This is a genomic window from Paraburkholderia rhizosphaerae (assembly GCF_004366595.1).
Classification (GTDB): Bacteria; Pseudomonadota; Gammaproteobacteria; order Burkholderiales; family Burkholderiaceae; genus Paraburkholderia; species Paraburkholderia rhizosphaerae.
Genome location: NZ_SORE01000006.1, coordinates 261,235 through 286,881 on the forward strand (window position 1 = coordinate 261,235; position 25,647 = coordinate 286,881).

The window sequence follows — 25,647 nt, forward strand, 5'->3', positions numbered from 1 at the left end:
TTCCTCACGTCTTCACGCCGTGCGCGTCATACCGCGGTGAGCGGCAACTCGCGCGCGCAGCGTTCGTCATGCATCGCGATTGCGGCATCGATTTGCCGCAGGTATCGCCGTTCTTCGAGCAGCGCGGCGCGCGCTTCATGCGCGGTCGCCGCGATAAAGCGCACCGCGCCATTGAGCCGGATCTGTGCAAGCTTCCATAGATCCGCGTGGATCACCGAGCCGATCTTCGGATAGCCGCCGGTCGTTTGCGCATCGCTCATCAGGATGATCGGCTGGCCGTTCGGCGGCACCTGAATCGTGCCAGGCATCACCGCATGGGACAGCAGATCGATTTTCTGTTGGCGCTCGAGCGCGGTGCCCGCCAGCCGGAAACCCATCCGGTTGCTGTTCGGCGTGACGAGCCACTGACCGGACCAGAACGCGTCGCGCGCGGCGGCGGTGAAGCTGTCGTATTCGGGACCGGGCAGCACGCGCACCGCCGGCGCCCACGCGGCGCCCGACGCATGCCGGCCGCGCCGTGCCGGCTCGTCGATCTGATTGAACTTGCACCACTCGGGCGCTTTGACGCCGAACTCGGGCGCATCCGGGCCCAGGCCGCGCGCATGCGGGGCCGGCACGCCGACCGGCAGCCGGTCGCCGTCGCGCAGCGCGCGTCCGCCGAGGCCGCCGAAGCCGGCGCCAAGGTCGGTACTGCGCGAGCCGAGCACCGGCAACACGTCGATGCCGCCGGCGACGCACACATAGCCGCGCATGCCGCGCCGCGCGGCATTCAGCGCAAGTTGCTGGCCTGCCTGCACCGGCAGGCTCCACCATGAGTGGACCGGCACGCCGTCGAGCGTCGCACCGAACTCGCAGCCGGTAATCGCCACGCGTGTTGCTCGGGGAAAGCGCAGCACGGTCGGACCGAACGTGATTTCGAGGCCAGCCGCGTCGGGACGGTTGCCGACCAGCCGGTTGCCGACTTCGAGCGCCAGACGGTCGAGCGCGCCGCCCATCGCGATGCCCAGGTGCCGTTGACCGTGGCGCCCGAGGTCCTGCACCGAGCTCAGCAGACCCGCGCGGATCACGTCGATCATGCGAGCGTCCCCGCGATCGTGAAGCGCACGCGGTCGCCCGGTTGCAGCAGCGTCGGCGGTGTGCGAGCCGGGTCGAACAGCGGCAGCATCGTGCGGCCGATCAGTTGCCAGCCGCCAGGCGATGTCGACGGATAGATGCCCGTTTGCGCGCCGCCGATGCCGACCGAGCCGGCCGGCACTTCGAGCCGAGGCTCCGCCCGGCGCGGCGTGTGCAGCGCTGCGTCGAGTCCGCCCAGATACGCGAAGCCGGGCTGAAAGCCGAGAAAGAACACCACGTATTCGGCTTGCGCATGACGCCGCACGACCTCTTGCGCGGTGAGGCCGGTGTGCGCGGCGACCTGCTCGAGATCCGGCCCGAACGCGCCACCGTAGTGAACCGGTATCTCGACCTCGCGATCGGGCGCCGCGGCGTGGTCAGCCGCGTCCCACGCGGCGCGCAACTGGTTCGCGAGCGCGTCGCGGTCCGCTTCGATGGGATCGAACACCAGCGTCAGGTTGTTCATGCCGGGCACCACCTCGAGCACGTGCGGCCATGCGCGCGCCGCCTGCGCCGCGGCCCAGACGCGCCGCTGGCAGTCGAGCGTCGCGGGCGGCGGCGATTCGCAGACGAGTGCCGTATCGCCGAACGCGTAGATGCGCGGAAGGCTTGCTGGTGGGCGCGTCGGTAGGCTCATGAGTCGCGTCGATGGTCAGTGTCGGAAGGGGCGCAAACGGCAGGGCCGGCTGCGGGCGCGCTGTGGGACATGCAGCGGAACCTGCTGCGCCTTCATCCGGATTGGATAGCGTACATTGTCAGTAAATTCTCGACAAATTCTCAATGAGCGTTTTCGCCAGGCTTTCACCAATAAACCCGCGTCGTACACTTGGGGACCTTTCCGGCCGCATCCCGAGAACCTGTACATGGCTCGTCACCCCACCAAAATCGTGTCATCGGAACACCTCGTTTCTGACGAATGCGCTGAGCTTTCGGAACTCGAATACGCGCTGATCATGGCGAGCAACGCGTTCAACCGGTGGATGGTGCGCTGCATGTCGGCAGCCGGCGCGAAGGACATGACCGCGATCGAGGTGTCGTTGCTGCATCACGTGAGTCATCGCGAGCGCCGCAAGAAGTTGGCGGACATCTGCTTCGTGCTGAACATCGAAGACACGCATGTCGCCACCTATGCGCTGAAAAAACTCGTAGCTAGAGGTTATGTAAAAAGCGAAAAGACCGGCAAGGAAGTGTTCTTCTCGGCGACCGAGACCGGACGCGAGCTTTGCCTCAAGTATCGCGAGGTGCGCGAAAGCTGCCTGATCGCAACCCTGCGCGAAAGCGGTTTGACCAATCAGCAGATCGGCGAAGCCGCGCAACTGATGCGCAACGCGTCCGGACTCTATGACACGGCCGCGCGTGCGGCGGCCTCACTGTAAGAAGACAGAAACGGCGAAGAGCAGACCTTTCAGGCACTCGCTGCGCGGCTGCCGAGCGGATAGCAGCCGGCGTCGGTGATGATCGCGTCAAGCGGAAGATCGTGCGGTTCGCGCGGCAGCGCAGCGCTCTTGCACGCTTCGAAAGCGACGCCGATCGCAATCGGCGCAACACCGGCGACGCGCCAGCCGGCGAGCGTGCGATCGTAATAGCCGCCGCCGTAGCCGAGACGATAGCCGTCCTCATCGAAGCCGACACACGGCACAAACACCAGTTCAGGCACGAGATCGCGGGCCGTCGCGGGCACCGGAATACGATGTTCGCCGACCTTCATCAGCATATCGGGCGTCCATGCATGAAACGCGAGCGCCGCGTGCCGTTGCATGACGACTGGCAGACAGGCTTCGCGTGTGTCATCGAGCGCGAGCCATGTCGCAATCGCACCACGCGCATCGAACTCGCCTTCAAGTGGCCAATAGAAGCCGACACGCCGCGGCGCATGGCGCTTCAACATATCGAGTAGCCGCCGGCCCAATGCATCGCTAATGGAAGGATCGCGGCTCGCATGCAACCGAACGTCGAACAATGCGCTGCGCAGCGCCTTTTTCGATGATTTGGCCACAGGGTTGCATGCTATGCTTTCGTTCAATTCGCGCTCCAGAAACAACGATGTCCACACGCCTCTTTCGAGTATATCGCGCGGTTGGCCTGGCGCTTGCCGCTGCGGCGCTTGTCGCATGCAGCACGGCGTCCGCCGTGAAGCCGGTCCCGCTTTCGCAGCTCACCAACGACGACCAGATTTTCGTTCAACTGCGCGAAGCCGCGCGCAATAACGATCCGGTCCGCGCTGCGCAACTGGCCGCGATGATTCCGGATTACCCCGCGCCGTCCTACCTCGAATACTTTCAGTTAAAGCCGCAACTGTTCGATTCGCAGGGGCATGCGCGTATCGATGCGCCGGATGCGCCGGTGCTCGCGTTCCTGCAGAAGTACGATGGACAGGCGATTGCAGACCGGATGCGTAACGACTATCTGGTCGTGCTCGGCGCACGTCATGACTGGCGCAACTTCGACGATCAATACGCGCGCTTCGTGTTGAACGACGATACGCAGGTCAAGTGCTACGCGCTCGAATCGCGTGCGGCGCACGGCGAGAACGTCTCGGATGCGGCACGCGCGCTGCTCGTCGATCCGCGCAACTATGGCGACGGCTGCGTCGACCTGATCACCGCGCTTGCCATCAACCAGCAGTTCGCGAGCGACGACGTATGGCAGCAGATCCGTCTCGCTTACGAACAGAATCAGACCAATACCGGCGCGAAGCTGGTCGATGCGCTCGGCAACCAGCGGCCCGACCCGGATCTCTTCAATCAGGCGGCGAGCAAGCCGCCGCTGTTGCTTGCACGCGGCGTTGGCCCCGACCCGCAATCGCATCAACTCGCGTTGCTCGCGATCACGCGGATGGCGCGTAACGATCCGGCGATGGCCGCTGCGACCTTCTCGTCGATCGCGCCGTCTCTGACCACGCCGGAGCGCGCGATCGGCTGGGGCACGATCGCGTATCAGGCCGCGGCGAAACAGATGCCGAGCGCGGTCGACTGGTACCGGCTGTCGGCGAACGCGCCGCTGTCGAACCCGGCTTACGAATGGCGCACGCGCACCGCGCTGCTCGCCGGCGACTGGACGATGGTGCGCTGGTCGATCGAGCAGATGCCCGCGGCGCTGCGCAGCCAGCCCGCGTGGGTGTACTGGCATGCGCGGGCGTTAAAGCAGGCGGGCGATACTGCGCAGGCAAACGAAGAACTCGAGCAGATCGCGCCGAACTTCAATTTCTATGGTCAGCTTGCGACGGAAGAACTCGGCCGGAAGATCACGGTGCCGGCGAAGACCCCGGTCAGCGACGCTGAAGTGCAGCAGGCAGCCAACACGCCGGGCTTTGCGCTGGCTCAGCGTTTCTATCAGCTGAATCTGCGGCTCGAAGGCAATCGCGAATGGAACTGGCCGCTGCGCACGATGACCGACCGGCAACTGCTCGCGGCGGCCGAATACGCTCGCCGTATCGAGCTATACGACCGCGCCGTGAACACCGCGGACCGCACGAAGGCCGAACACGACTTCTCGTTGCGTTACCTGTCGCCGTTCCGCGACATCGTCGAACGCGATGCGCAGTCGAATGGACTCGATGTCGAATGGGCTTACGGTCTGATTCGGCAGGAGTCGCGTTTTATTCTTAACGCACGCTCCGAGGTCGGCGCGAGCGGCCTGATGCAGCTGATGCCCGGCACCGCGCAACTGGTCGCGAAGAAGATCGGCCTGGGCCCGCTGTCGCGCGAGCAGATGAACGACATCAACACGAATATCCTGCTCGGCACGAACTATCTGTCGATGATCTACAATGAATTCGACGGGTCCGCGGTGCTTGCCACCGCCGGTTATAACGCGGGTCCGGGCCGCCCGCGGAACTGGCGGCAGTCGTTGCAGCATCCTGTCGAAGGGGCGATCTTCGCGGAATCCATTCCCTTCCAGGAAACACGCGACTACGTGAAAAACGTGTTGTCCAACACGGTCTACTATGCGGCGCTGTTCGAAGGCCGTCCGCAATCGCTGAAGGCGCGTTTGGGTTACATCGCACCGTAAACAGCGCCACGCCCGCCGCGCGCCTTGCATCGTATTGCAGCGCGCGGCGCGGTTCCGGTTTCAGCCATTGTCGCGGCTTCTGTCCAGCTTATGGGCCAGGCGTCTGGCCCACGAGGGAGTCGGAAATGCGACATCAAACCATTGCGGTGATCGGCGGTTCCGGTTTCATTGGCAGTCATCTCATCAATGCGCTCGTCGAGCTCGGCAAGACGGTGCGTGTCGCGACGCGCCGCCGCTTTAACGCGCGGCATCTGACGCTGTTGCCGATCGACGTGCTCGAAGTCGATGTGTTCGATCCGGTGCAACTCGCGCGCTTTGTCGAGAATGCCGATGCGGTGATCAATCTGGTCGGCACATTGCATGGACGGCGCGGCGATCCGTATGGACCCGAGTTCGCGAAAATCCATGTGGAGCTGCCGACGAAGATCGTCGCCGCGTGCGAAGGCAAGGGCGTGCATCGGCTGATTCACATTAGCGCGCTGGGCGCCGATTCGCGCGGCCCGAGCATGTATGTGCGTTCGAAAGGCGACGGTGAGAAAGCGGTGCGCGCGTCGACGCTGGCCACAACCGTCTTTCGACCGTCGGTCGTGTTCGGACCGGAAGACGAGTTTCTGAACAAGTTCGCGTTTTTGCAGCGCGTGTTCCCGGTCATTCCGTTGGCGATGCCGGATGCGAAGTTCCAGCCGGTGTTCGTCGGCGATGTCGCGAAGGCGATCGTCAACGTGCTGGATCTCGACGCGGCGAACGGCCGCGTGTATGAGCTCGGCGGCCCTACGGTCTACACGCTCGAGCAACTGGTCGAATACTGCGGCGCGGTGATCGGCCGGCAGGGACGTATCATCCGGCTGCCCGATGCGTTTGCGCGGCTGCAGGCGCTGACCTTTGAAATGGCGCCGGGCGAGCCGGTCATTTCACGCGACAATCTCGATTCGATGAAAGTCGACAACGTGCTGTCCGGGCCCCTCGCGCCGGAACTCGATATCGAGCCCGCGAGCATCGAGTCGATCGCGCCGGTGTACCTGACCGGCACGTCACTGCGTTCAAGGTTCAATGCGTTCCGCGCGAGCGCCGGCCGCTAATGACGCAGAGAAGTACGCAGAGAAGTACGCAGATCAGTACGCAGACAAGCAGGCAACAACGCCAAACCTGAACCCGCCTCTTCCTGGAACCAGGCATGAAACTCGTGATCGGTGATAAGAACTATTCGTCGTGGTCGATGCGTCCGTGGGTGCTGATGAAGCATTTCGGCATTCCATTCGAAGAAGTCCAGGTATGGCTCGCCGAGCCGGACACGCGCGAGTCGATCCTCAAACATTCGCCGACCGGCAAGGTGCCGTGCCTGATCACCGACGAGGGCGCATCGGTCTGGGAATCCGTTGCGATCATGGAGACGCTCGCCGAGCGTTTCGCGCAAGTGCCGATGTGGCCGCGCGATGCAGCGGCGCGCGCGCACGCGCGCAGTATCTGCGCGGAAATGCACGCGGGCTTCGGCGAGCTACGCACGAATATGTGGATGAACATCCACGCGTCGTTTCCGGGCAAAGGCGCGACGCCCGGCGCGCTCGCCGATATCGCGCGCATCGATGCGCTGTGGCGCAACTGTCTTGACACGTACGGCGGGCCCTTCCTGTTCGGCGAATTCGGTATTGCCGATGCGATGTACGCGCCGGTGGCGATGCGCTTCAACACGTGGCAGCCGGCGTTGTCCGAACCGGCGGCGGCGTACGCGCGGCGCCTGACCGATGCGCCCGCGGTGCAGGCGTGGATTGCCGACGCGATGCGTGAGACGCACCCAATCGGCTACTACGAAGCTTGCGAATGAAGATCTACGCAGTCGGCGGCGCCGTCCGCGACACGTTGCTTGGCGTGCCTGTAAAGGATCGCGATTACGTAGTGGTCGGCGCGACACCGGAACAGATGGTCGCGCAGGGCTATCGTCCGGTCGGCAAGGACTTCCCGGTGTTCCTGCATCCGTCCACGCAGGAGGAGTACGCGCTTGCGCGCACCGAGCGCAAGACGGCGGCGGGGTATCACGGCTTCCAGTTCTACTATTCGCCGGACGTGACGCTCGAAGAAGACCTCGCGCGCCGCGATCTGACGGTTAACGCGATGGCGCAGGAAGTCAGCCCGGATGGCGAACTGACCGGACCGATCGTCGATCCGTTCAACGGCCGGGCGGATCTGAACGCGCGCGTGTTCCGTCACGTCGGCGACGCGTTTATCGAAGACCCGGTGCGCATTCTGCGCGTCGCGCGTTTTGCCGCGCGCTTTGCCGATTTCACGCTCGCGCCGCAGACGCTCGCGTTGATCCGTACGATGGTGTCGGCCGGCGAGGTCGATGCACTGGTGCCGGAGCGCGTGTGGCAGGAAATATCGCGCGGACTGATGGAGAAACAACCGTCGCGGATGTTCGATCTGCTGCGCGAAGGCGGCGCGCTTGCGCGTGTGCTGCCGGAGATCGACGCGTTATACGGCGTGCCGCAGCGCGCCGACTACCATCCGGAAGTCGACACCGGTGTGCACGTGATGATGGTGGTCGACTACGCGGCGAAGCGCGGCTATTCGCTGCCGGTGCGTTTCGCGGCACTCACGCACGATCTCGGCAAGGCGACGACGCCCGAGCATGTGCTGCCGCGCCATATCGGTCATGAAGGGCGCAGCGTCGATCTGCTCAAGCCACTGTGTGACAGGCTGCGTGTGCCGAACGAATGTCGCGATCTCGCGGTGCTGGTCGCGCGCGAGCACGGCAATATTCATCGCGTGATGGACATGAAGGCTGCCGCGCTGGTGCGGCTGTTCGAGCGCAGTGACGCGCTGCGCAAACCCGCGCGTTTCGCGGAGGCACTGCAGGCGTGCGAAGCGGACGCCCGCGGGCGGCTCGGTTTCGAAACGCATGACTATCCGCAGGCCGAGCGTCTGCGCGACGCGCTTGTCGCGGCGCGCAGCGTCGATGCGGGCGCGATAGCCGGCGAATATGCGAACCAGCCGGCGGCGATCAAGGATGCGGTGCATCGCGCGCGCGTGCGGGCAGTCGCACAGGCGCTCGGCGAGCAGGAGCGCGAGCAGGGCGCGGAGCCGCGCGAGAACGACTAGCGGCGAGCCGGCCGCGCACTCACAGCAACCGCGCGATCAGCGATAGCAGAATCGACAGCACCAGCGTCGACATAAACGGAAACGGGTACTCGCGGCCGAAGATCCGCAACGTGACATCGCCGGGCATGCGCCCGATGCCAATCTTCCGTAGCCACGGCCAGCACGCGGAAAGCACCGCGACGGCGACAAACGTGGTGAGTAGCCAGCGGATCATCGCGTGCTCCAGGTCACAGCGTGTGCGAACGATCGCCGCGCGCGAACGCGTCGAGCGTCACGTCGATGCCGCGGGAAAAGGCGATCACCTTGAACAACTCGCCCATTTCCGCTTCCGATAACAGCTTTTGCACCGCGTTCGCGGCGGGCAGAAAGCGCGCGGCATCGGCCGGATCGAATTCGGCGAGTGCATCGGTAATGCCGGCGTTCATCAGGAAGCGCGCCTGCGACGTATAGCCGAGCAGATCGGCGCCGGTATCGACGCCTGCCTCTGCAATCCCGGTGAATTCGACATGCGCGGTGATGTCCTGCAAGCCGGGATACAGAAACGGGTCGCCGTGCGCGCGGTGACGGTAGTGGCACATCAGCGTGCCTTGCGTGCGTTGCCCGTGGTAGTACTCGTGACGCGGAAAGCCATAGTCGATAAAGAACGCGGCGCCGCGTGTGAGCATCCTGCAGATCGTGCGCGTGAACGCGCATGCCGCTTCGTGGGTTTCGGTCACGTAGTCGTCGCCGGCTTCGATTTCGTCGAGAAACGCGGCATCGTGCGTCGACTGCAGCGCGCGGTCTTCGAACACGAACGCGTCGTCGCGATGTACGACGCCGCGCTCGCGCCACGCGCCATTCGCGTGCGCGAAGAGGCGCACCGGCATCGCGTCGAGTACTTCGTTGCCGATCACGACGCCGGCAAATTCGGCGGGCAGCGCATCGAGCCAGCGCACGCGCGCAGCGAGTGCGGGCGCTTGTTGTTCGAGCAGCGCTTGTTGCCGCTCGCGCAACTCGCCCGATAGATCGACGATCGAATAGCTGTCGAGCAGTGCACCGTGCGCGTCGAGTGCGTTGAGCAGGCCCGCGGCTAGACGGCCGGTGCCGGCGCCGAACTCGATCACGTCGCGCGTGCCGCTTGCTTCGAGCGCTTGCGCGACGGGCCGCGCCAGCGTGGCCGCGAAGAGCGGCGACAGTTCCGGCGCGGTGATGAAATCGCTGCCGTCGTCGGCGCGCCGGCCGAATTTGATCGCGCCGCCGCTGTAGTAGCCCAGACGCGGCGCATAGAGTGCGCGGTCCATGTAGCGGTCGAACGGCAGCCAGCCGCCGGCCGCGTCGATCTCCGCGCGAATCAGCTCGACGAGCGCGTTGGACTGCGCGAGTGCTGCGGCGTCTGGAGCAGGTAAACTATCGGGTTGGTGAGCCTTCGGATTCATTCCCGCATTGTAAATGACCGTCCGTCCTGACATCTCCTCGACTGAAGCGGCTGAGCGCGGCTCGACCGACCCGACCGATCGCGGCCCCGCTGTTCACGATCAACGCGACCATGGTGCTCGTCCGTCAGCGGCGTCGGCGCGCGTCGTGCTGATCACCGGCGCCGCGCGCCGCATCGGTCGCGCGCTCGCCCTCGGTTTCGCCGCACACGGGTGGGACGTGGCCGCGCACTACGGCACATCGCGTAGCGAAGCGAATGAACTGATTGCCGAAATCGAAGCACTCGGCCGCCGTGCGGTCGCGTTGCACGCGGACCTCGCGGACGAAGCGCAAGTCGCGCGACTGCTGCCAGACTGCACCGCGGCGCTCGGGCACCCGCTATGCATCGTCAACAATGCGTCGCTGTTTGACGAAGACACCGCGCACGACGTCTGTTACGACAAGTTGCTGCGCATGATGTCGATCAACCTCGGCGCGCCGCTCGTGCTCGCGCGCATGCTGCACGATGCGACGCCCGATAGCGCGCACGAAGACCAAACGCAGCGCGGCGTGGTGATCAACGTGCTCGATCAGAAGCTGTACAACATGAATCCGGACTACCTGTCGTACACGCTATCGAAAGCGGCGCTCGACGCCGCGACGGTCGCGCTGGCGCAGGCGCTTGCGCCGAAGTTGCGGGTCGTCGGGCTGGCGCCGGGTTTAACGCTGCAGTCCGCGGAGCAGACGCCGGCGAGCTTTGCCGCCGCGCACCGGATGACGCCGCTTGGCCGCGCGTCGCGTCCGGAAGACCTGGTTGCCGCGGCGCTGTATCTAGCCGATGCGGCGGGCGTGACAGGCACGACGCTCATCGTCGATGGCGGCCAGCACCTCGTGCCGCTGCCGCGCGATGTGATGTTTCTGGCCGGCAGCTAACAGGTCGCGCGGTACGGACGCACGCCAGTTTTCGCGTGTTCGCACGCTTACTATCAAATCAGGATCGAACATGCACTCCGCTCTTATCCACCCGAGTCTCGCCGACTGTCGCCGGCTGTTCTTGCGCAACTACGAGGTGTTTATCAACATCGGCGTGCACGACTTCGAAAAGCGCGGCGAGCAGCGTGTGGTGATCAACGTCGATCTGTTCGTGCCGCTCGCGATGTCGACGCCAGTCGAGGACAAACTGCGCGAAGTGGTCGACTACGACTTCATGCGCGCGACGATCGCACGGCGTGTCGAGCAGGGGCACATTCATCTGCAGGAAACGCTGTGCGACGATCTCGTCAAAATCATGCTCGCGCATCCGCAGGTGCGCGCGGCGCGCGTGTCCACCGAAAAGCCGGATGTCTATCCGGATTGCGATGCAGTTGGCGTCGAGGTGTTCCGGATCAAGGACGCGTAAGCTCGGCCACTTACGCGAGCGACTTGCCTCTGAGCGCCCAGCGCGTGTGGCGATACGGGCACGGCGGCAGCGCGCCGTTCTCGAATGCGCGGGTCACTGCGGCATTCGCGCGCGTGAATCGACGTTCGAGCTCCGCTGTCGACAAACCCCACGCCCACGCCGCCTCGTTCGGTGTGAGGCGCTCCGCTTCAATCAGCAGGATGGCGATCCGCTGTTCGTCGGGCAGCGTCGCGATGATCTGCAGCAGACGGCGGCTCGCTTCCGAATCGGCTTGGATCGATGCAGCCGTGCGTAGCGCGCATTCGTTCGAGCGGGGCTTCTTCTGCTGCCAGCAACGCAGCATCGTCGACATCAGGTTCACGCGCAGCGACATGTAAGGCGCGTGGGTGTGCTTACCGGCGAGCATGCTTCGATACACGCCACCGACCAGCTTTTCCGCTTCTACAGGCGTCGACGTAAGACGCAACGCAAATATCCATAATTCAGGCAGTAATGCCTGTAATGCCGAGTTCGGCCGGCCGCTTCCCATTTTCAGATCCTTTGACGCCATCAGCGACTACGAATGGCGCGAATTCAACTGGGGTAAGCGGACCGCGCCGGACAAGCTCGCGTCAAGGTCGCCCGGGTCGGGCAGGCAAAGCCTGGCGATTCGAGGGTGTAATGAATGCAGTCAGGACGGCGCGAGTGCTAAGTGACCTACTGTATGCAGCGTGCACCGGGAAGGGAACCGATTTTTTTCAATGCATGCGATCAGCAATAACAATGATGCCATGCCGCGCAAAGCTTACATCTTGCGTGTGCATTCCGAAGCACAGATTTGAGCATCGCAGGCTAGTGCGGCCGTTATCACTTGCGCCGCGCGCAAACTGTAGCCTGCTGAATGGATGGTGTAACGAAGGCGTTACAAATCGACCGTACGAACATCACGACGTTGTCACATAAAACATGCCTAACCATTCGTGCGCACACGCATTACAAGCGTACGGCGCGCTCCGACGGACGAACGAATTCGATGCGGTGCTCGCTCGAATGCGAGAACACCAGCGCTGTCTGAGCGTATGAAGAATCGCCGAACAGCGACTCCTCGTCGATCTTCGCAAGCCCGGTTGCGAGCCCGCGGAAATCGAACAGGCCGGTATCCATCAGATGCGACGGCACTACGTCCGATAGCGCGCGAAACACGTTGTCGACGCGCCCCGGCGTTTCGCGTTCCCATTGATGCAGCATGTCCTTGACCTTCTTGCGCTGCAGGTTCTCCTGCGAACCGCACAGGTCGCACGGAATGATCGGGTATTCCATCGCGCGCGCGTAGCTCGCGATATCGCTTTCCTTGCAATACGCTAACGGCCGGATCACGACGTGCGCGCCGTCATCGGTCGCGAGCTTCGGCGGCATCGCTTTCATCTTGCCGCCGAAGAACAGGTTCAGAAAGAACGTTTCGACGATATCGTCGCGATGGTGACCGAGCGCGATCTTGTTCGCGCCGAGTTCTTTCGCGGTGCGATAGATCACGCCGCGGCGCAGCCTCGAGCACAGCGAGCAGGTCGTCTTGCCCTCCGGCACCTTCTCCTTGACGATCGAATGCGTGTCCGCTTCGACGATGCGGTACTCGACGCCGATCGATTCGAAATAGCCCGGCAGCACTTCTTCCGGAAAACCGGGGTGCTTCTGGTCGAGATTCATCGCGATGATCTCGAACTTGACCGGTGCACGCTTTTGCAGCGCGAGCAGCACGGACAGCATCGTGTACGAGTCTTTTCCGCCGCTCATGCACGCGAGGATCCGGTCGCCGTCCTCGATCATGTTGAAGTCGTGAATGGCCTTGCCGACTTGCGACTGCAGACGGGTTTCGAGGCGGAAAAAGTTGTTTGACGCTTTCATGGCGGGGCTGCAACGGGATCGAATGGCGCGCCGCGCGGCGGTAAAAACGGGAAATTGCGCGGCGGCTTGTGGAATCAAGCCACGATGATACAACCAAACGATGTTCCGTCCGGACGCGTCGGCTGCGCCGGATGGTCTGCTGGGCGGCGCGGCCCGGTGTGGCTCGGTGCGGCTTTGCGCGGCGTGGCGAGTCGGCACAATGCACGCGCCGCATACAAGGCACCGCGACGTCAGGGCTTTCGCGGCTTCAGGCGGAATAGCACAGGCCGATCGGGAACCGTCGTCACGCGGGCAACCGGCCGTACGGGCGCGTTGTCCGCGAGCTGGAAGTCGAATGCCTGGACGAGCTTCGCGACCGCCAGTGTCGTTTCGGCGAGCGTGAACTGTGCGCCGACGCACACGCGCGGCCCCGTGCCGAACGGCAGGTAGGTAAAGCGTGCCGGCGGCGGCGCACCCGGCAGAAAGCGCGCCGGGTCGAACACGTCGGGGTTTTGCCAGTAGCCGCGATGACGATGAAGCACCCATGGACTGATCATCATCTGCGTGCCGCGCGCGACGGACAGCCCCTCGAACTGGTCGGGCGCGACGCAACGGCGCAAGATCACCCACGCCGGCGGATAGAGGCGCAACGTCTCGTCGACCACCGCGCGCGTGTACGGCAGCGCTTTGAATGCGTCGCCGACCCGTTCGGGACTCAGATCGAGCTCGCGCACTTCGGCCGCAACCGCGGCCTGTGCGTCGGGCGCGCTAGCCAGCAGGTACAACGCCCACAGCAGCGTCAAACCATTCGGCTCGTGGCCCGCGACGATCATCGTGCCGATCTGGTCGGCCAGTTCGACGCGGCTGAACGCGGCGCCGGTGTCCGGTTCGCGCGCGGCGAGGAGCGCGTCGAACAGATCGCGCGGAGCGTCGGTGGCCGGCTGTTGCTCGCGCACCTCGATGATCTGCTCGATCAGCGCGAGCCAACGCTTGCGAAAGCCACCGCGGCTGAAGTCGCGCGGTGTTGGCAGCCAGTACGGCATCACGAGATCGGCGAAGCTTGCGCGCGCATGTTTCTGGATAAATTCCCGCACCGCGGCGCGCACGGCCGGTCCGTATTCGCGGATTTCCACCGAAAACATCGAGCGCGCGGCGATCTTCAGCGCGAGCGTTTGCATGATCGGCAGCAAGTCGAGCACGCGATCCTGCGCGGCCAGGTCGCGCACTTCGTCGTCGATGCAGTGCGCGACGTGTTGCGCAAGGATCGGCATCATCTTTGGCGCAAGCGTCGGGCTGATCGTGCGGCGTTGATGCTTCCATCGATCGCCGGTCGCGAGCATCAGGCTGTAGCGCCCGATCGGACGGATCAGGCGGATCGCATACTCGGTGCGCGCGTAGTTGCCATTGTTTTCGACCAGCACGTGGTGGACCATATCGGGCTTGTTGAGCAGCACGCGTTTCTGATGGACGAGACGTTCCTCGACGTAGTCCGCCTCGTACGCTTCCTTCGTCCACAATTGAAGACCGTTATGCGTCATCGCGCGGACAAAGCCGGCCGCCGACACTGGACGGGCAGGCAATTCGGGCATCGGCGGTCTGAATAGCGGAGCGTCACGCCGATCGGCGTCGGACGGGAAGGTGGGCGCGGGTCGCGCTGGCGCTTGCAAAGGGATTTCTCCGTCGGCGGTGCAGTCGGTCGGCTCAGCTCGGTCAAGTTCGGGAGCCGTTCAATTCCGAAGAACGTTCGGCGCGAATCTTCTATTCCGACGATTGTGTGCCGCTAAACGTTTGCGACCTGGTTAGCTCGATTTTTGACAAAACTGATAGACATGTCGGCGTTTTCGCGCGTGCCGTGCGCCAATTTGCGGCAATGCCGCATGTTAGAATTTCGCACCGAAACTCGTCCCAACGCCCACGACATGAACATCGTGATTCTGGCGGCAGGCACAGGCAAGCGGATGCGTTCCGCGCTGCCGAAAGTGCTTCATCCTCTGGCCGGTCGGCCGCTTCTCGCGCACGTCATCGACACTGCCCGCACACTTGAGCCGACACGTCTTGTCGTCGTGATCGGCCATGGCGCCGATGCGGTACGCACAGCAGTCGCAGCGCCCGATCTGCAGTTCGCGGTGCAGGAGCAGCAGCTGGGCACCGGTCACGCGGTGCAGCAGGCATTGCCGCTGCTCGATTCGTCGGTGCCGACGCTCGTGCTTTATGGCGACGTGCCGCTCACGCGCGCGAGCACGCTGCAGCGCCTTTGCGAAGGCGCCGGGCACGATGGCTACGGCGTGCTGACGGTTACGCTGGATAATCCCGCCGGTTACGGCCGCATCGTGCGCGACGCGGCGGGCAAGGTCGAGCGGATCGTCGAGCAGAAGGACGCGACGCCCGAGCAGCAGGCCATCCGCGAGATCAACACCGGCATCGTCGCGATGCCGACCGCGCGACTGCAAGCCTGGCTCGCCGCGCTGAAGAACAACAATTCGCAGGGTGAGTTTTATCTGACCGATGTCGTCGAAATGGCGATCGATGCGGGCATCGACATCTTCACCGCGCAGCCCGATGACGAGTGGGAAACGCTTGGCGTCAATAGCAAACAGCAACTCGCGGAACTCGAGCGGATTCATCAGCGCAATGTCGCGGATGCATTGCTCGTGGCCGGCGTGACGCTCGCGGACCCGGCGCGCATCGACGTGCGCGGGTCGCTCGAATGCGGGCGCGACGTGTCGGTCGACGTCAACTGCGTATTCGAAGGCCGCGTCACGCTGGCCGACAACGTATCGATCGGCCCGAACTGCGTGATCCGCAACGCGACGATCGGCGCAGGCACGCGGGTGGATGCATTCACGCATATCGAAGGGGCCGAGGTCGGCGCACAGGCGGTGGTCGGCCCGTATGCGCGGCTGCGGCCCGGCGCGGCGCTCGCGGACGAAGTGCATATCGGCAACTTCGTCGAAGTGAAGAACGCGGTAATCGGCCGCGGCTCGAAGGCGAACCATCTGAGCTACGTCGGCGATTCCGAGGTTGGCACGCGGGTGAATATCGGCGCGGGAACCATCACCTGCAATTACGATGGCGCGAACAAGCTGCGCACGGTGATCGAAGACGACGTGTTCGTCGGCTCCGATACGCAACTGGTCGCGCCGGTGCGCGTCGGGCGCGGCGCGACGATCGCGGCGGGCACGACTGTCTGGAAGGACGTCGCGGAAGGCGTTCTCGTGATGAACGACAAGACTCAAACGGGCAAGCAAGGCTACGTTCGCCCGACCAAAAAGAAAGGCTGACGGGGTTGGTGCGCCGTGCTTCACGCGCAATCGACCTTGGCAACCCAACTCTGCAAAAGGATTTTCAGTTATGTGCGGCATTGTCGGCGCGGTTGCGCAACGTAACATCGTTCCCGTTTTGATCGAAGGGTTGCGGCGGCTCGAATACCGCGGCTATGACTCGTGCGGTGTCGCGGTGCTTGCAAACGGCGAGCCGCGCCGCGCGCGCAGTGTCGCCCGGGTGGCCGATCTCGACGACCAGGTTCGAGACACCAGGCTCGCGGGTGCGACCGGCATTGCGCATACGCGTTGGGCGACGCACGGTGCGCCGGTGACTGACAATGCGCATCCGATCTTCTCGCGCGACACGCTCGCGATCGTGCATAACGGCATCATCGAGAACTACGAGACGCTGGGCGAAGTGCTGCGCGGCAAAGGTTACGAATTCGTTTCGCAGACCGATACCGAAGTAATTGCGCACCTGATTCATAGCCTCTACCGCGGCGATCTGTTCGCGGCGGTGCGCGAAGCCGTGCAGCAACTGCACGGCGCGTATGCGATCGCGGTGTTGCACAAGGATCAGCCGCATACGGTGGTCGGCGCGCGGCAGGGTTCGCCGCTCGTCGTCGGGCTTGGCGATGGCGAAAACTTTCTTGCGTCCGATGCGCTTGCGCTGGCCGGTAGCACCGACCGCTTTATCTTCCTCGAGGAAGGCGATGTCTGCGAACTGAAGCTCGACGGCGTGCGCATCGCCGATCGCGACGGTCAGCCGGCGCAGCGAGATGTGCGGCAGGTGGCCGCGTATGGCGGCGCGGTCGAACTCGGCCCGTATCGCCATTTCATGCAGAAGGAAATTTTCGAGCAGCCGCGTGCGATCAGCGACACGATTCCGCAAGCCGACGGCTTCGATCCGTCACTGTTCGGCGAAGCCGCGCCGAAGGTATTCGGGAAAATCGACAGCCTGCTCATTCTTGCGTGCGGCACGAGCTACTACTCCGGGCTGACCGCGAAATACTGGCTCGAATCGATCGCGAAGATTCCGACGCAGGTTGAGATTGCGAGCGAGTACCGGTATCGAGATTCAGTGCCGAATCCGAATGCGCTGGTGGTCGTGATTTCGCAGTCGGGCGAAACCGCCGATACGCTCGCTGCGCTTAAGCATGCGCAGTCGCTTGGGCACCAGCATACGCTTTCGGTCTGTAACGTCGGCACCAGCGCGATGGTGCGGCAGACCGAATTCACGTTCCTCACGCATGCGGGGCGTGAAATCGGTGTCGCGTCGACGAAGGCGTTCACTACGCAACTGGTTGCGCTGTTCGTGCTGGCGCTGACACTTGCGAAGGTGCGCGGTCATCTGAGCGCCGCGCAGGAGAGCAACTATCTGAAGCAGCTGCGCCACCTGCCGGCGGCACTGAACAGCGTGCTCGCGCTCGAACCGCAGATCATCGCGTGGTCGGAGGAGTTTTCGCGCAAGGAGAACGCGCTGTTCCTCGGGCGTGGGCTGCACTATCCGATCGCGCTGGAAGGCGCGCTGAAGCTGAAGGAAATCTCGTATATCCACGCGGAAGCGTATCCGGCCGGTGAACTGAAGCATGGTCCGCTTGCCCTCGTCACCGAAGCGATGCCGGTGGTGACGGTCGCGCCGAACGACGCGCTACTGGAAAAGCTCAAGTCGAATATTCAGGAAGTGCGCGCGCGTGGCGGTCAGTTGTATGTGTTCGCGGATTCCGACACGCGCATCGTCAATGCGGAAGGTCTGCATGTGATCCGGATGCCGGAGCACTACGGGCTGCTGTCTCCGATTCTCCATGTGGTGCCGCTGCAATTGCTCGCTTATCACACGGCATGCGCGCGGGGCACCGACGTCGACAAGCCGCGCAATCTCGCGAAGTCGGTGACGGTCGAGTAAGTGCGGCGGCGCCGGCGCAGGGGCGTGACGCCTTGTCCGGTCACATCCGCGATCGGGCGTTGCGTGACGCCGCGCATTGCGCTGGCCCGCTTGCCCGATCACACCGCGTGCCGCGCGATTCGCCCGACCGGGGGTCGCCGTTTGTTCCATTGCGCGTTCTGCTGTTCAATCCATCGATAGCCGATGCTCGACCTCCATCTCTCCGGCGGACTCCTGTCCCCCCAACTGCAGACGCTCGGTGTCGGTGAGTTACTGGGCATCGTGATTGCACTGGTACTGGGCGGTATGGTCAAGGGCGTCACCGGCATTGGCGTGCCGCTTGTCGCGATGCCGATACTCACGCATTTTCTGCCGGTGAAGCAGGCGGTGTTGCTGCTGTCGATGCCGATCATCCTTGGCAATATTCCGCAGGCGCTCGAAGGCGGCAAAGTGCTGCAAACCGCGCGAGAGATTGCCGCGCCGCTCGTCGGCACCGTGATCGGCAATGTGATTGGCGTGTCGGTGCTGGTTACGCTCGAGGCACACGATGCGCAGGCCGTTTCCGGCGTGACGCTGATAGTCGCGGCCGCGCTGATGCTCGCGGCGCCGAAGTTCACGCTCGCGCCGTCGCTCGTCAAGCCGGTGGGTTTCGTGCTCGGTTTCGGCGCCGCGCTGATGGAAAGCATCGCATCGGTGCCCGGCCCGCTGCTCGCGATGTATCTGATCGCGTCCGGCTCGACGGGCCGCATGTTTACCAAGCGAATCGCGATTATCCTGGTCGTATCTGTGATCACGTTGATCACGACATTCAGTGGCGGTGCGGCGCGCGCGAATGGCGTCGACCTCGCGATCTCGGCCGCCGCGAGCCTGCCCGCGATCGCCGGGATGCTGCTGGCTCGGCCGCTGCGCGATAGTCTGCATCCGCTCGCGTTCCGCGGGGTCGTGCTGGTCTGCGTGCTGGTCGCCGCGGCGCAGATGATCTGGAAATCCGGCGTACTTTGAAACCGGTCGCGCCACGAAGCCGGATGCGATACGCAAAGGCATTTCAATGACGGCGCTGTCACCTTCGGCATATGTCGTATCGCGGACTTTCAATCGCACAGCTTCAATTGACCGCTCGAAAACAAAGCCCTACCACGTCGACCTTCGATGGTGCAAAGCAACACGCATAACCCTGTGCGTTTAGCCGCGCAACCATGAAGAAAAAGCTCGCGGATGGAATAGCACTTGCTAAAATCTGCAGTAGTACGGAGGGCAATATGGCAGACATCCTTATTGTCGATGCCGACACTGGCGTGCTGAGCACGCTCGGCCTGCTGATCGCCGCGGAGGGTTACGTCGTCCGCACGGCCACCAATGGTAACGACGCGCTTGATCTCGCGCGCGCGAGCCGTCCCGATGTATTGATCTCCGATTCCCGCACGCCGGGTCTGAGCGGCGCCGCGCTCGTGCGCGAGATGCGCAAGGACCCTGTATTAGCTTCAGTGCCGGTCATCCTCGCTTACAACGGTGCACTGCCGCCGCGCGTACGTGTGTTCCGTTTTCTGCGCAAGCCATTACGGTATGCCAGGCTTTTAAAGCTGCTGCATCGCGCCGAGCAGGTCGGCGCGCGACGTGATGCGCGCGGGCACGCAGGAAGCTGGAAAGTGGTCCGGCGCAATCTGAAGGGCGAGCCGAAGCCGGGCTAAGCGCCGGCGCACACACCGCTGCCGCGCACCTGGCGCAATGCAATCGCGGCTCTCGCCAACTCAACCAACTCAATGCAGCGTATCCGGCAGCGAAAGAAGCAAAGCCGGTACGCTCATATCCTCGTCCAGTTCAGGCCAGTACAACTGCTGACGGTCCAGCGAAATCGCAAAGTGCTCGCGCTCATCGGTGGTCGCCGCTTCCAGCACCGGAAACCAGCGCAGCGGAAATTCGATCGCTCGCCCATCGGCCAGCTCGAGAAATAAGTGCGCGCTATCGAAGCGCACGTCGACTGCATCGGCGTACATGGCTGGCTCCTGAACGTAGGTCGTTCTAAACGATAGGTGGCGCGGCAGTCGTGTTCAAGCAAGCCGACCATGTGCGTCGCGCACTCGTTTGCGCAATCGTTTCCTCGTCGTGCATCCAACACGTCGCGTGTCTCGATGCGCGATTGCCGGTCGCGTGACCGCAGTTCCCGCTACAATCCACAGACGAAACGGCGATGCTCACATGCGATGCAAGTGAAGCCGCTTCAACTTGCATCCGCTGTCTGCGGCTATCAAGAAAGCCTTTCAGTGCGCCGTTAATAAGGATCAACGCAAGGATCAACGCAAGGATCAACGCAAGGATCAACGCAAGGATCAACGCGAAGATCGGTCGCATCGATCACCCGTCGGGCGCGCGGCGGGGACGAATGCCGGGACAGCGCGGTGACCTCATGGCAGCCAGGCCGTTTATGTTCAACTTTCTCCTCGACACGCCGGCATCGGGCAACGGTTACGTCACCGCGTCGATCCGCGCGTCTCTGCTGTCGACGCTGTTCGAGAACACCCGCCCACTCGCGATGTCGGGCCTCGCCAGCGCATTCGTCGCGGCGGTGGCCTGTTACCGCGTCGATCATTTCTGGGCCGTGCTGTGGCTGGTGGCGGAAGTCGTGCTGCTCACCGCGCGGATGGTCATTGCCCGGCTGTACGTGGCCCGCAACCGGGTCCGTCCAGTTCACCCTGAGCCATGGGCGGCGCGTTATGCACCGGTGTCGCTGCTCGCTTGCCTGACGTTCGGCCTCGGTACGATGGCGTCGATCATCGCCGGCGATATGCAGCTTGCTTCACTCGCGCTGATGGTGACGGCCGGCATCCTCGGCGGCATCGCGTCGAGAAACGCCGCGTTGCCGCGCCTCGCGATCACGCAGATCTTCTGCGGCACGATACCGATCGGCGTCGGCGCACTGCTCGCGCCGCGCAGCGCTTCGTGGATTCTCGTGCCGCCGCTCTTTGCTTACCTCGTCGCGATGGTGTCGGTGGTGCGGCGTCACTATGAAGGGCTCGTCGCGCTGATGACCGCCGAAGAGCGGCACGCGGAACTGGCCGCCCGCTTCGACGCGGCGCTCTCGCATATGCCGCACGGTCTATGCACGATCGACGGCAACGGCAAGGTGATTATCGCGAACCGGCGTGCGGCGGAGCTGTTTGGCGCCACCGTCGAGATGCTGCGGCTGAATGTGCCGCTGCCGGAATTTATCGGTGAGGTCGGCGTCGCGAAGTTCGGCGAGACGTTGCGCAAGCAACTCGTCGAGCGCTGCACGACGTGGCTGTCCGGCGAACGCCGGCCGCTCGATCTCGAACTCGGCGACGGGCGTCAGCTCGAGATGACCCGCAACCCGGTGCCGGACGGCAGCGCAGTGATCATCATCGAGGACGTGACCGAGCGCCGCCAGTCCGAAGCGAAGATCCTGCATCTCGCGCGGCATGACCCGCTGACCGGTTTACCGAACCGGCGCGACCTGTATGAGCGTCTCGAGCGGATACTTGCGAGACCGGCCAGCGGGCGCGCGCTGGACGTCGCGCTGATGTACCTCGACCTCGACGGCTTCAAGCAGGTCAACGACCGGCTCGGTCACCACGCCGGCGACGAAGTGCTGACCGCGGTGGCCGGCCGTCTGAAGGAATTGCTGTGGACCGGTGAATTCGTCGCGCGTCTGGGCGGCGACGAATTCGCGGTCGTCGTCGAAAACGGCACTTCTGCGGCGAGCGAAGCGCTCGCGCCGCGCATCATCCGTGAGATTGCGAAGCCGTACATGCTGTCGACCGGTGAGGCGATCAGTATCGGCACGAGCATCGGGATTGCGCTCGCGGCGCGTGGCGAGTCGATCGAGCAGTTGCTCAGGCGCGCCGACGTTGCGCTATACGATGCGAAGCAAGCGGGCAAAGGGACCTTCCGCTTCTCTATGCTCGAAAGCGATATGAAAGATGATGTGGCCAGCCAGCGGCGTTGGCCGGCGCCATAACGCGGCAACGGTGAGCCGCATCGGCAACGGCCACCGATGACCGCGATGACCTGCGGCCGGCTGAAGCGCATGGCGGCGGCATAGTCGCCACCGCCACGCACAGCACGCGTTTCAGTTACTGCACGCAACAGCGCCGCGCAACAGCGCCGCGCGCCTGATCACATCTGCGCGCCGATCATCCAGGGCACGAACTCTTCGTTACCGATCCCGAGCGCTTCGCTCTTCGACTGTTCGCCTGAAGCAATCCGCACGATCGCGCGGAAGATTTCCTCGCCTTTCTGCTCGACGGTCGCGGTGCCATCCATGATTTCGCCGCAGTTGATATCCATGTCGTCGCGCATCCGGCCATACATCTTCGAGTTGGTCGCCACCTTGATCGACGGTGCGGGCTTCGCGCCGAAGCACGAGCCGCGGCCTGTGGTGAACACGACGAGGTTCGCGCCGCTCGCGATCTGCCCGGTCGCACCCATCGGGTCATAACCTGGCGCATCCATGAACACGAGGCCGTGCTTGTCGATCGGCTCCGCGTACTTATAGACGTCGACCAGCGGTGTCGAGCCGCTCTTCGCGACCGCGCCCAGCGACTTCTCGAGAATCGTCGTCAGGCCGCCGGCCTTGTTGCCGGGCGTCGGATTGTTGTCGATGCTGCCCTTTTCGCGTTCCGCGTAGCCTTCCCACCAGCGAATCCGTTCGACCACCTTTTCGCCGACTTCACGCGATACCGCACGGCGCGTCAGCAGGTGCTCGGCGCCATAGATTTCCGGCGTTTCGGTCAGGATCGCGGTGCCGCCGTGCTTGACCAGCTGATCGACAGCCGCGCCGAGCGCCGGGTTTGCGGTAATGCCGGAGTGTCCGTCCGAGCCGCCGCATTGCAGTGCGACGCACAGGTGCGAGACCGGCAGCGGCTCGCGCTTCACCTGGTTCGCGACCGGCAGCATCTTCTCGACCGCTTCGATTACTGCGTCGACGGTCTTCTGCGTGCCGCCGAGTTCCTGCATCACCAGCGGCACGATCATCGGCCCCGGCGCGACGCCTTCGGCGACGAACAGTGCGCCCATCTGATTCGCCTCGCAGCCGAGGCCGACCACGACGATGCCGGCGAAATTCGCGTGGCGCACAAAGCCGCCGATCGTGCGGCGCAATTGCTGGATGCCTTCGCCGTTGTGATCGATACAGCAGCCGAAGCTATGCGACAGCGGCACGATGCCGTCGACGTTCGGATAGGCGTCGAGCGTGCCGGACCGCTCGAAATGCTGCGCGGCCATTTTCGTCACGCTCGCCGAACAGTTCACCGTGCTGATGATGCCGATATAGTTGCGGGTCGCGACGCGGCCGTCGGCGCGCTTGATGCCCATGAACGTCAGCGGTTCGGCCGCGCTTTGCACCGGCTTCATATCGGCGCCGAACGCGTAGTCGCGCTCGAAATCGCCCATCGCGACGTTATGCACGTGCACATGCTCGCCCGGCTCGATCGCCTGCGTCGCGAAACCGATGATCTGGCCATAGCGGCGCACCGCGCTGCCCGATGCGACGGAACGCACGGCCACCTTGTGCGCTTCCGGAATATCGGCCAGCACGGTTAGCCCGCCCAGCTCATCGAGTGTCGTGCCGCGCGCGATCGGTTGCCGCGCGATGGCGACGTCGTCGTCCGGATGCAGTTTGATGACCGCCGAAGCGGCCGTGACATCAGCCATGTTCATCTCCAGTGTTTTGTCGATGCATGCGTTGTGCAGGTGTGCGTGACGTCGTGCATCATGTGGGGTGGTTCGAGTATGCGAAGCGGCGTCGATGGCCGCAAATTGGTCGGACCACATCGAAACAGGAGACACCCGATGGGACAGCGGGGCGCGCCGGACAGCGCGCTGAATCATGTGATCAAGCAGATTGAAAGCCAGCTGCTCGACCCGGCATTGCGGCCGGGCGCGCGCTTGCCGTCCGAGCGCGCGATGGCGGAAGCGTTCAGCGCCTCGCGCTCGACAGTCAGGGAAGCGGTGGCGCGGCTCGTCGCGCGCGGCACGCTCGAGACGCGGCGTGGCGCCGGTGTGTTCGTCAGCGCCGCGCCGCAGATGATGCACGATTCGCTATGGCTGCAGCGCGGCGCCGAGGGCGCTCCGCAGCGCAAGGAAACGCTTGAGTTTCGCGAGATCTTCGAATGCTGCGTCGCGCGCTTCGCCGCGGAACGCGCGAGCGCGGACGAACACGAACGGCTGGGTGCCGTGCTGCGCGATATGAACCGCGCGGTGTCAACCGGTGACGTCGAGGCCGAAGCGCGCAGCGATGCGAACTTTCATTTGACGCTGGCCGCGATGGCGCACAACTTCATGCTGACGCGTTTTTACACGACGGTGATCGATCAGTTGCGCGACCACATCACGCGCAATACGTACGCGGCGATGCTCGATTTGCCGCATGCGAAAGAGCGCTCGATCGCGCGGCTTGCGCAGCACGAAAGCATCTATCGCGCGATTTGCGAACGCGCGCCGGATGGCGCCGCGCACGCGATGGCGCAGCATCTGTCGTTTGTCGGTGAGCAGTTCAGCGCCTGATTGCAGGCCAGCTTGCGGTTGGCTACGGGGTTGTTCAACGGGGCGTTCAACGGGTTGTTCACCGTTGCCGACGCAATTGCAGTGCGTACGTGAAGCGATCCGCCGGAAACACACTGACGGTGACCTCGAACACGACGCCGTGCTGATCGACGTAATGGCGCGTGATTTCCAGCGCATGTCCGTCTGCTTCTACCGCGAGCGGCGCCGCGATTCGCGCGGGCACGCCGGTCGCGCGAATTTCCTGGCGCACTTCGCGCACCGAGCGCCCGAAGCGCTCTTCGACCATCTCGCAGATCAACCCTGAGCTCTTGCGCAATTCACGCCGGATGCCGGCGCCAACCGACGCTTCCAGATACACATCGGTCCAGCAGATCGGCTGATCGGGCTTCGCCGGATCGACGCGCAGCAGTTCGACGCGCAGCCAGCGCGATCCGGTCTCGACACCCAGCCGCTCGGCAAGCGCGGGACTTGCCGACACTTCGCTGATCGCCTGCACGTGTCGCTCGGTCACGGCCGCAAACTGGATCAGGTCTTCGACATTCGACATCGACTGCTCGAACGCGACGCGCGGCTTGCTCGCTTCGACGCGGATGCCCGCGCGCTTGCGCCGCGAGATCAGCCCGAGTTCCTGCACCCGTTCGAGCGCCGAGCGCACCGTTGCGCGGCTTACGCCGTATTGAGCGGAAAGATCGAGTTCGCTTGGCAGTGCCGCGCCGACCTCGAAGGTCCCATTGCCGATCGCCTCGATCAGGTGTTCTGCCAGTTCGGCGTATCGGGGTTTGATCACGACAGTCCTTTCGCGGAATGAGGCAGGTTGAAAAGCGGGTTTCAAAAGCGCGGTTCGGGGCAAATGGTGTTCAAAACGGGGCAAAGCCTGGCGTGTATTCCCGCTGCATTGTCCGGCAGCGCCGCGGGCCGCTAATGCTAGCCCGCGCGTCGCGCCTTGCCAAGCCAGACGGGGGCGGCCGCGCATCCGCTGCGATGCGTTACAGGTAAACCCGAGGTTGACCCGTCTCATATACTGCAAATATAGTCCGTACATATTTTAAATGTACGGACTTATTTTAACGATAGTCCGCACCTGTGAGCGACCTGAGCGCCGCAAACGGAGA

At 63.9% G+C, this 25,647-nt stretch carries 24 protein-coding genes; 13 read left to right on the forward strand and 11 right to left on the reverse strand.

Features of this window, described 5'->3' with window-relative positions:
• Positions 1 to 26: 26 nt before the first annotated feature.
• On the reverse strand, positions 27 to 1,076 hold the full coding sequence (locus tag BX592_RS10525) for a 5-oxoprolinase subunit C family protein (RefSeq protein ID WP_134191699.1): 1,050 nt from the start codon (positions 1,074 to 1,076) through the stop codon (positions 27 to 29).
• On the reverse strand, positions 1,073 to 1,750 hold the full coding sequence (gene pxpB / locus BX592_RS10530; RefSeq protein WP_134191700.1) for a 5-oxoprolinase subunit PxpB: 678 nt from the start codon (positions 1,748 to 1,750) through the stop codon (positions 1,073 to 1,075). Before pxpB ends, BX592_RS10525 begins: the two co-directional genes overlap by 4 nt.
• Before the next feature lie 226 nt (positions 1,751 to 1,976).
• Here pxpB and BX592_RS10535 point away from each other — a divergent pair, with 226 nt between their 5' ends.
• A complete protein-coding gene (locus BX592_RS10535) occupies positions 1,977 to 2,489 on the forward strand; it encodes a winged helix DNA-binding protein (protein WP_134191701.1) in 513 nt (170 codons plus the stop codon).
• Positions 2,490 to 2,518: 29 nt separating this feature from the next.
• On the opposite strand, the gene BX592_RS10540 is transcribed toward BX592_RS10535, so the two are convergent.
• A complete protein-coding gene (locus tag BX592_RS10540) occupies positions 2,519 to 3,136 on the reverse strand; it encodes a 5-formyltetrahydrofolate cyclo-ligase (RefSeq protein ID WP_134191702.1) in 618 nt (205 codons plus the stop codon).
• A gap of 20 nt (positions 3,137 to 3,156) precedes the next feature.
• Here BX592_RS10540 and BX592_RS10545 point away from each other — a divergent pair, with 20 nt between their 5' ends.
• The 4 genes from BX592_RS10545 (at position 3,157) to BX592_RS10560 (ending at position 8,217) form a co-directional block, all read left to right on the forward strand.
• Positions 3,157 to 5,124 carry a lytic transglycosylase domain-containing protein gene (locus BX592_RS10545; protein WP_134191703.1) on the forward strand — a complete coding sequence of 656 codons (1,968 nt, stop codon included), beginning with the start codon at positions 3,157 to 3,159 and terminating at the stop codon, positions 5,122 to 5,124.
• 125 nt (positions 5,125 to 5,249) lie between these two features.
• Entirely contained in the window at positions 5,250 to 6,203 is a 954-nt protein-coding gene (locus BX592_RS10550) for a complex I NDUFA9 subunit family protein (RefSeq protein WP_134191704.1), read from the forward strand.
• Positions 6,204 to 6,298: 95 nt separating this feature from the next.
• Complete coding sequence (locus BX592_RS10555; protein ID WP_134191705.1) at positions 6,299 to 6,946, forward strand: glutathione S-transferase family protein; 648 nt, start codon at positions 6,299 to 6,301, stop codon at positions 6,944 to 6,946.
• Positions 6,943 to 8,217 carry a multifunctional CCA addition/repair protein gene (locus BX592_RS10560; RefSeq protein WP_134191706.1) on the forward strand — a complete coding sequence of 425 codons (1,275 nt, stop codon included), beginning with the start codon at positions 6,943 to 6,945 and terminating at the stop codon, positions 8,215 to 8,217. Before BX592_RS10555 ends, BX592_RS10560 begins: the two co-directional genes overlap by 4 nt.
• 19 nt (positions 8,218 to 8,236) lie before the next feature.
• On the opposite strand, the gene BX592_RS10565 is transcribed toward BX592_RS10560, so the two are convergent.
• Together BX592_RS10565 and BX592_RS10570 are read right to left on the reverse strand one after the other, a co-directional pair.
• Positions 8,237 to 8,431, reverse strand: coding sequence for a DUF2905 domain-containing protein (locus BX592_RS10565; RefSeq protein ID WP_134191707.1), 195 nt, complete (start codon positions 8,429 to 8,431; stop codon positions 8,237 to 8,239).
• Between the two features lie 13 nt (positions 8,432 to 8,444).
• On the reverse strand, positions 8,445 to 9,632 hold the full coding sequence (locus BX592_RS10570) for a class I SAM-dependent methyltransferase (protein WP_134191708.1): 1,188 nt from the start codon (positions 9,630 to 9,632) through the stop codon (positions 8,445 to 8,447).
• Between the two features lie 13 nt (positions 9,633 to 9,645).
• Here BX592_RS10570 and BX592_RS10575 point away from each other — a divergent pair, with 13 nt between their 5' ends.
• Both BX592_RS10575 and BX592_RS10580 read left to right on the forward strand, forming a co-directional pair.
• Positions 9,646 to 10,542: an SDR family oxidoreductase gene (locus BX592_RS10575; RefSeq protein ID WP_134191709.1), complete on the forward strand. Its 897-nt coding sequence runs from the start codon at positions 9,646 to 9,648 to the stop codon at positions 10,540 to 10,542.
• A 70-nt stretch (positions 10,543 to 10,612) separates the two neighbouring features.
• Positions 10,613 to 11,008, forward strand: coding sequence for a dihydroneopterin aldolase (locus BX592_RS10580; RefSeq protein WP_134191710.1), 396 nt, complete (start codon positions 10,613 to 10,615; stop codon positions 11,006 to 11,008).
• A 10-nt stretch (positions 11,009 to 11,018) separates the two neighbouring features.
• On the opposite strand, the gene BX592_RS10585 is transcribed toward BX592_RS10580, so the two are convergent.
• From BX592_RS10585 to BX592_RS10595, 3 genes are all read right to left on the reverse strand, one after another.
• Positions 11,019 to 11,537 carry a hypothetical protein gene (locus tag BX592_RS10585; RefSeq protein ID WP_134191711.1) on the reverse strand — a complete coding sequence of 173 codons (519 nt, stop codon included), beginning with the start codon at positions 11,535 to 11,537 and terminating at the stop codon, positions 11,019 to 11,021.
• A 443-nt stretch (positions 11,538 to 11,980) separates the two neighbouring features.
• Positions 11,981 to 12,889: a tRNA 2-thiocytidine(32) synthetase TtcA gene (ttcA, locus tag BX592_RS10590; protein ID WP_134191712.1), complete on the reverse strand. Its 909-nt coding sequence runs from the start codon at positions 12,887 to 12,889 to the stop codon at positions 11,981 to 11,983.
• 230 nt (positions 12,890 to 13,119) lie between these two features.
• Complete coding sequence (locus BX592_RS10595; protein ID WP_134191713.1) at positions 13,120 to 14,457, reverse strand: cytochrome P450; 1,338 nt, start codon at positions 14,455 to 14,457, stop codon at positions 13,120 to 13,122.
• Positions 14,458 to 14,787: 330 nt separating this feature from the next.
• Here BX592_RS10595 and glmU point away from each other — a divergent pair, with 330 nt between their 5' ends.
• The 4 genes from glmU (at position 14,788) to BX592_RS10615 (ending at position 19,704) form a co-directional block, all read left to right on the forward strand.
• A complete protein-coding gene (gene glmU / locus BX592_RS10600) occupies positions 14,788 to 16,149 on the forward strand; it encodes a bifunctional UDP-N-acetylglucosamine diphosphorylase/glucosamine-1-phosphate N-acetyltransferase GlmU (RefSeq protein ID WP_134191714.1) in 1,362 nt (453 codons plus the stop codon).
• Positions 16,150 to 16,219: 70 nt separating this feature from the next.
• Positions 16,220 to 18,037, forward strand: coding sequence for a glutamine--fructose-6-phosphate transaminase (isomerizing) (gene glmS, locus BX592_RS10605; protein ID WP_134191715.1), 1,818 nt, complete (start codon positions 16,220 to 16,222; stop codon positions 18,035 to 18,037).
• A gap of 183 nt (positions 18,038 to 18,220) precedes the next feature.
• On the forward strand, positions 18,221 to 19,018 hold the full coding sequence (locus BX592_RS10610) for a sulfite exporter TauE/SafE family protein (protein ID WP_134191716.1): 798 nt from the start codon (positions 18,221 to 18,223) through the stop codon (positions 19,016 to 19,018).
• Positions 19,019 to 19,275: 257 nt separating this feature from the next.
• On the forward strand, positions 19,276 to 19,704 hold the full coding sequence (locus BX592_RS10615; protein WP_166676331.1) for a response regulator: 429 nt from the start codon (positions 19,276 to 19,278) through the stop codon (positions 19,702 to 19,704).
• 69 nt (positions 19,705 to 19,773) lie between these two features.
• On the opposite strand, the gene BX592_RS10620 is transcribed toward BX592_RS10615, so the two are convergent.
• Positions 19,774 to 20,010: a DUF2442 domain-containing protein gene (locus tag BX592_RS10620; RefSeq protein WP_134191718.1), complete on the reverse strand. Its 237-nt coding sequence runs from the start codon at positions 20,008 to 20,010 to the stop codon at positions 19,774 to 19,776.
• A 410-nt stretch (positions 20,011 to 20,420) separates the two neighbouring features.
• On the opposite strand from BX592_RS10620, the gene BX592_RS10625 reads away from it, so the two are divergent.
• On the forward strand, positions 20,421 to 21,989 hold the full coding sequence (locus tag BX592_RS10625) for a diguanylate cyclase domain-containing protein (protein WP_208327883.1): 1,569 nt from the start codon (positions 20,421 to 20,423) through the stop codon (positions 21,987 to 21,989).
• Positions 21,990 to 22,147: 158 nt separating this feature from the next.
• On the opposite strand, the gene BX592_RS10630 is transcribed toward BX592_RS10625, so the two are convergent.
• The gene (locus tag BX592_RS10630) at positions 22,148 to 23,683 is read right to left on the reverse strand and encodes a UxaA family hydrolase (protein ID WP_134191720.1); all 1,536 of its coding nucleotides are present in this window, start codon (positions 23,681 to 23,683) and stop codon (positions 22,148 to 22,150) included.
• 138 nt (positions 23,684 to 23,821) lie between these two features.
• On the opposite strand from BX592_RS10630, the gene BX592_RS10635 reads away from it, so the two are divergent.
• Positions 23,822 to 24,535 carry a FadR/GntR family transcriptional regulator gene (locus BX592_RS10635; RefSeq protein ID WP_134191721.1) on the forward strand — a complete coding sequence of 238 codons (714 nt, stop codon included), beginning with the start codon at positions 23,822 to 23,824 and terminating at the stop codon, positions 24,533 to 24,535.
• A 58-nt stretch (positions 24,536 to 24,593) separates the two neighbouring features.
• On the opposite strand, the gene BX592_RS10640 is transcribed toward BX592_RS10635, so the two are convergent.
• Positions 24,594 to 25,322, reverse strand: a complete 729-nt coding sequence (locus BX592_RS10640) for a GntR family transcriptional regulator (RefSeq protein ID WP_166676332.1) — start codon at positions 25,320 to 25,322, stop codon at positions 24,594 to 24,596.
• Positions 25,323 to 25,647 lie beyond the last annotated feature (325 nt).

Bases quoted from the DNA above. Each gene is read 5' to 3' on its own strand.
- BX592_RS10525 (WP_134191699.1), bottom strand. From the start codon at position 1,076: ATGATCGACGTGATCCGCGCGGGTCTGCTGAGCTCGGTGCAGGACCTC.
- pxpB (WP_134191700.1), bottom strand. From the start codon at position 1,750: ATGAGCCTACCGACGCGCCCACCAGCAAGCCTTCCGCGCATCTACGCG.
- BX592_RS10535 (WP_134191701.1), top strand. From the start codon at position 1,977: ATGGCTCGTCACCCCACCAAAATCGTGTCATCGGAACACCTCGTTTCT.
- BX592_RS10545 (WP_134191703.1), top strand. From the start codon at position 3,157: ATGTCCACACGCCTCTTTCGAGTATATCGCGCGGTTGGCCTGGCGCTT.
- BX592_RS10550 (WP_134191704.1), top strand. From the start codon at position 5,250: ATGCGACATCAAACCATTGCGGTGATCGGCGGTTCCGGTTTCATTGGC.
- BX592_RS10555 (WP_134191705.1), top strand. From the start codon at position 6,299: ATGAAACTCGTGATCGGTGATAAGAACTATTCGTCGTGGTCGATGCGT.
- BX592_RS10560 (WP_134191706.1), top strand. From the start codon at position 6,943: ATGAAGATCTACGCAGTCGGCGGCGCCGTCCGCGACACGTTGCTTGGC.
- BX592_RS10565 (WP_134191707.1), bottom strand. From the start codon at position 8,431: ATGATCCGCTGGCTACTCACCACGTTTGTCGCCGTCGCGGTGCTTTCC.
- BX592_RS10570 (WP_134191708.1), bottom strand. From the start codon at position 9,632: ATGAATCCGAAGGCTCACCAACCCGATAGTTTACCTGCTCCAGACGCC.
- BX592_RS10575 (WP_134191709.1), top strand. From the start codon at position 9,646: ATGACCGTCCGTCCTGACATCTCCTCGACTGAAGCGGCTGAGCGCGGC.
- BX592_RS10580 (WP_134191710.1), top strand. From the start codon at position 10,613: ATGCACTCCGCTCTTATCCACCCGAGTCTCGCCGACTGTCGCCGGCTG.
- BX592_RS10585 (WP_134191711.1), bottom strand. From the start codon at position 11,537: ATGGGAAGCGGCCGGCCGAACTCGGCATTACAGGCATTACTGCCTGAA.
- ttcA (WP_134191712.1), bottom strand. From the start codon at position 12,889: ATGAAAGCGTCAAACAACTTTTTCCGCCTCGAAACCCGTCTGCAGTCG.
- BX592_RS10595 (WP_134191713.1), bottom strand. From the start codon at position 14,457: ATGCCCGAATTGCCTGCCCGTCCAGTGTCGGCGGCCGGCTTTGTCCGC.
- glmU (WP_134191714.1), top strand. From the start codon at position 14,788: ATGAACATCGTGATTCTGGCGGCAGGCACAGGCAAGCGGATGCGTTCC.
- glmS (WP_134191715.1), top strand. From the start codon at position 16,220: ATGTGCGGCATTGTCGGCGCGGTTGCGCAACGTAACATCGTTCCCGTT.
- BX592_RS10610 (WP_134191716.1), top strand. From the start codon at position 18,221: ATGCTCGACCTCCATCTCTCCGGCGGACTCCTGTCCCCCCAACTGCAG.
- BX592_RS10615 (WP_166676331.1), top strand. From the start codon at position 19,276: ATGGCAGACATCCTTATTGTCGATGCCGACACTGGCGTGCTGAGCACG.
- BX592_RS10620 (WP_134191718.1), bottom strand. From the start codon at position 20,010: ATGTACGCCGATGCAGTCGACGTGCGCTTCGATAGCGCGCACTTATTT.
- BX592_RS10625 (WP_208327883.1), top strand. From the start codon at position 20,421: ATGGCAGCCAGGCCGTTTATGTTCAACTTTCTCCTCGACACGCCGGCA.
- BX592_RS10630 (WP_134191720.1), bottom strand. From the start codon at position 23,683: ATGGCTGATGTCACGGCCGCTTCGGCGGTCATCAAACTGCATCCGGAC.
- BX592_RS10635 (WP_134191721.1), top strand. From the start codon at position 23,822: ATGGGACAGCGGGGCGCGCCGGACAGCGCGCTGAATCATGTGATCAAG.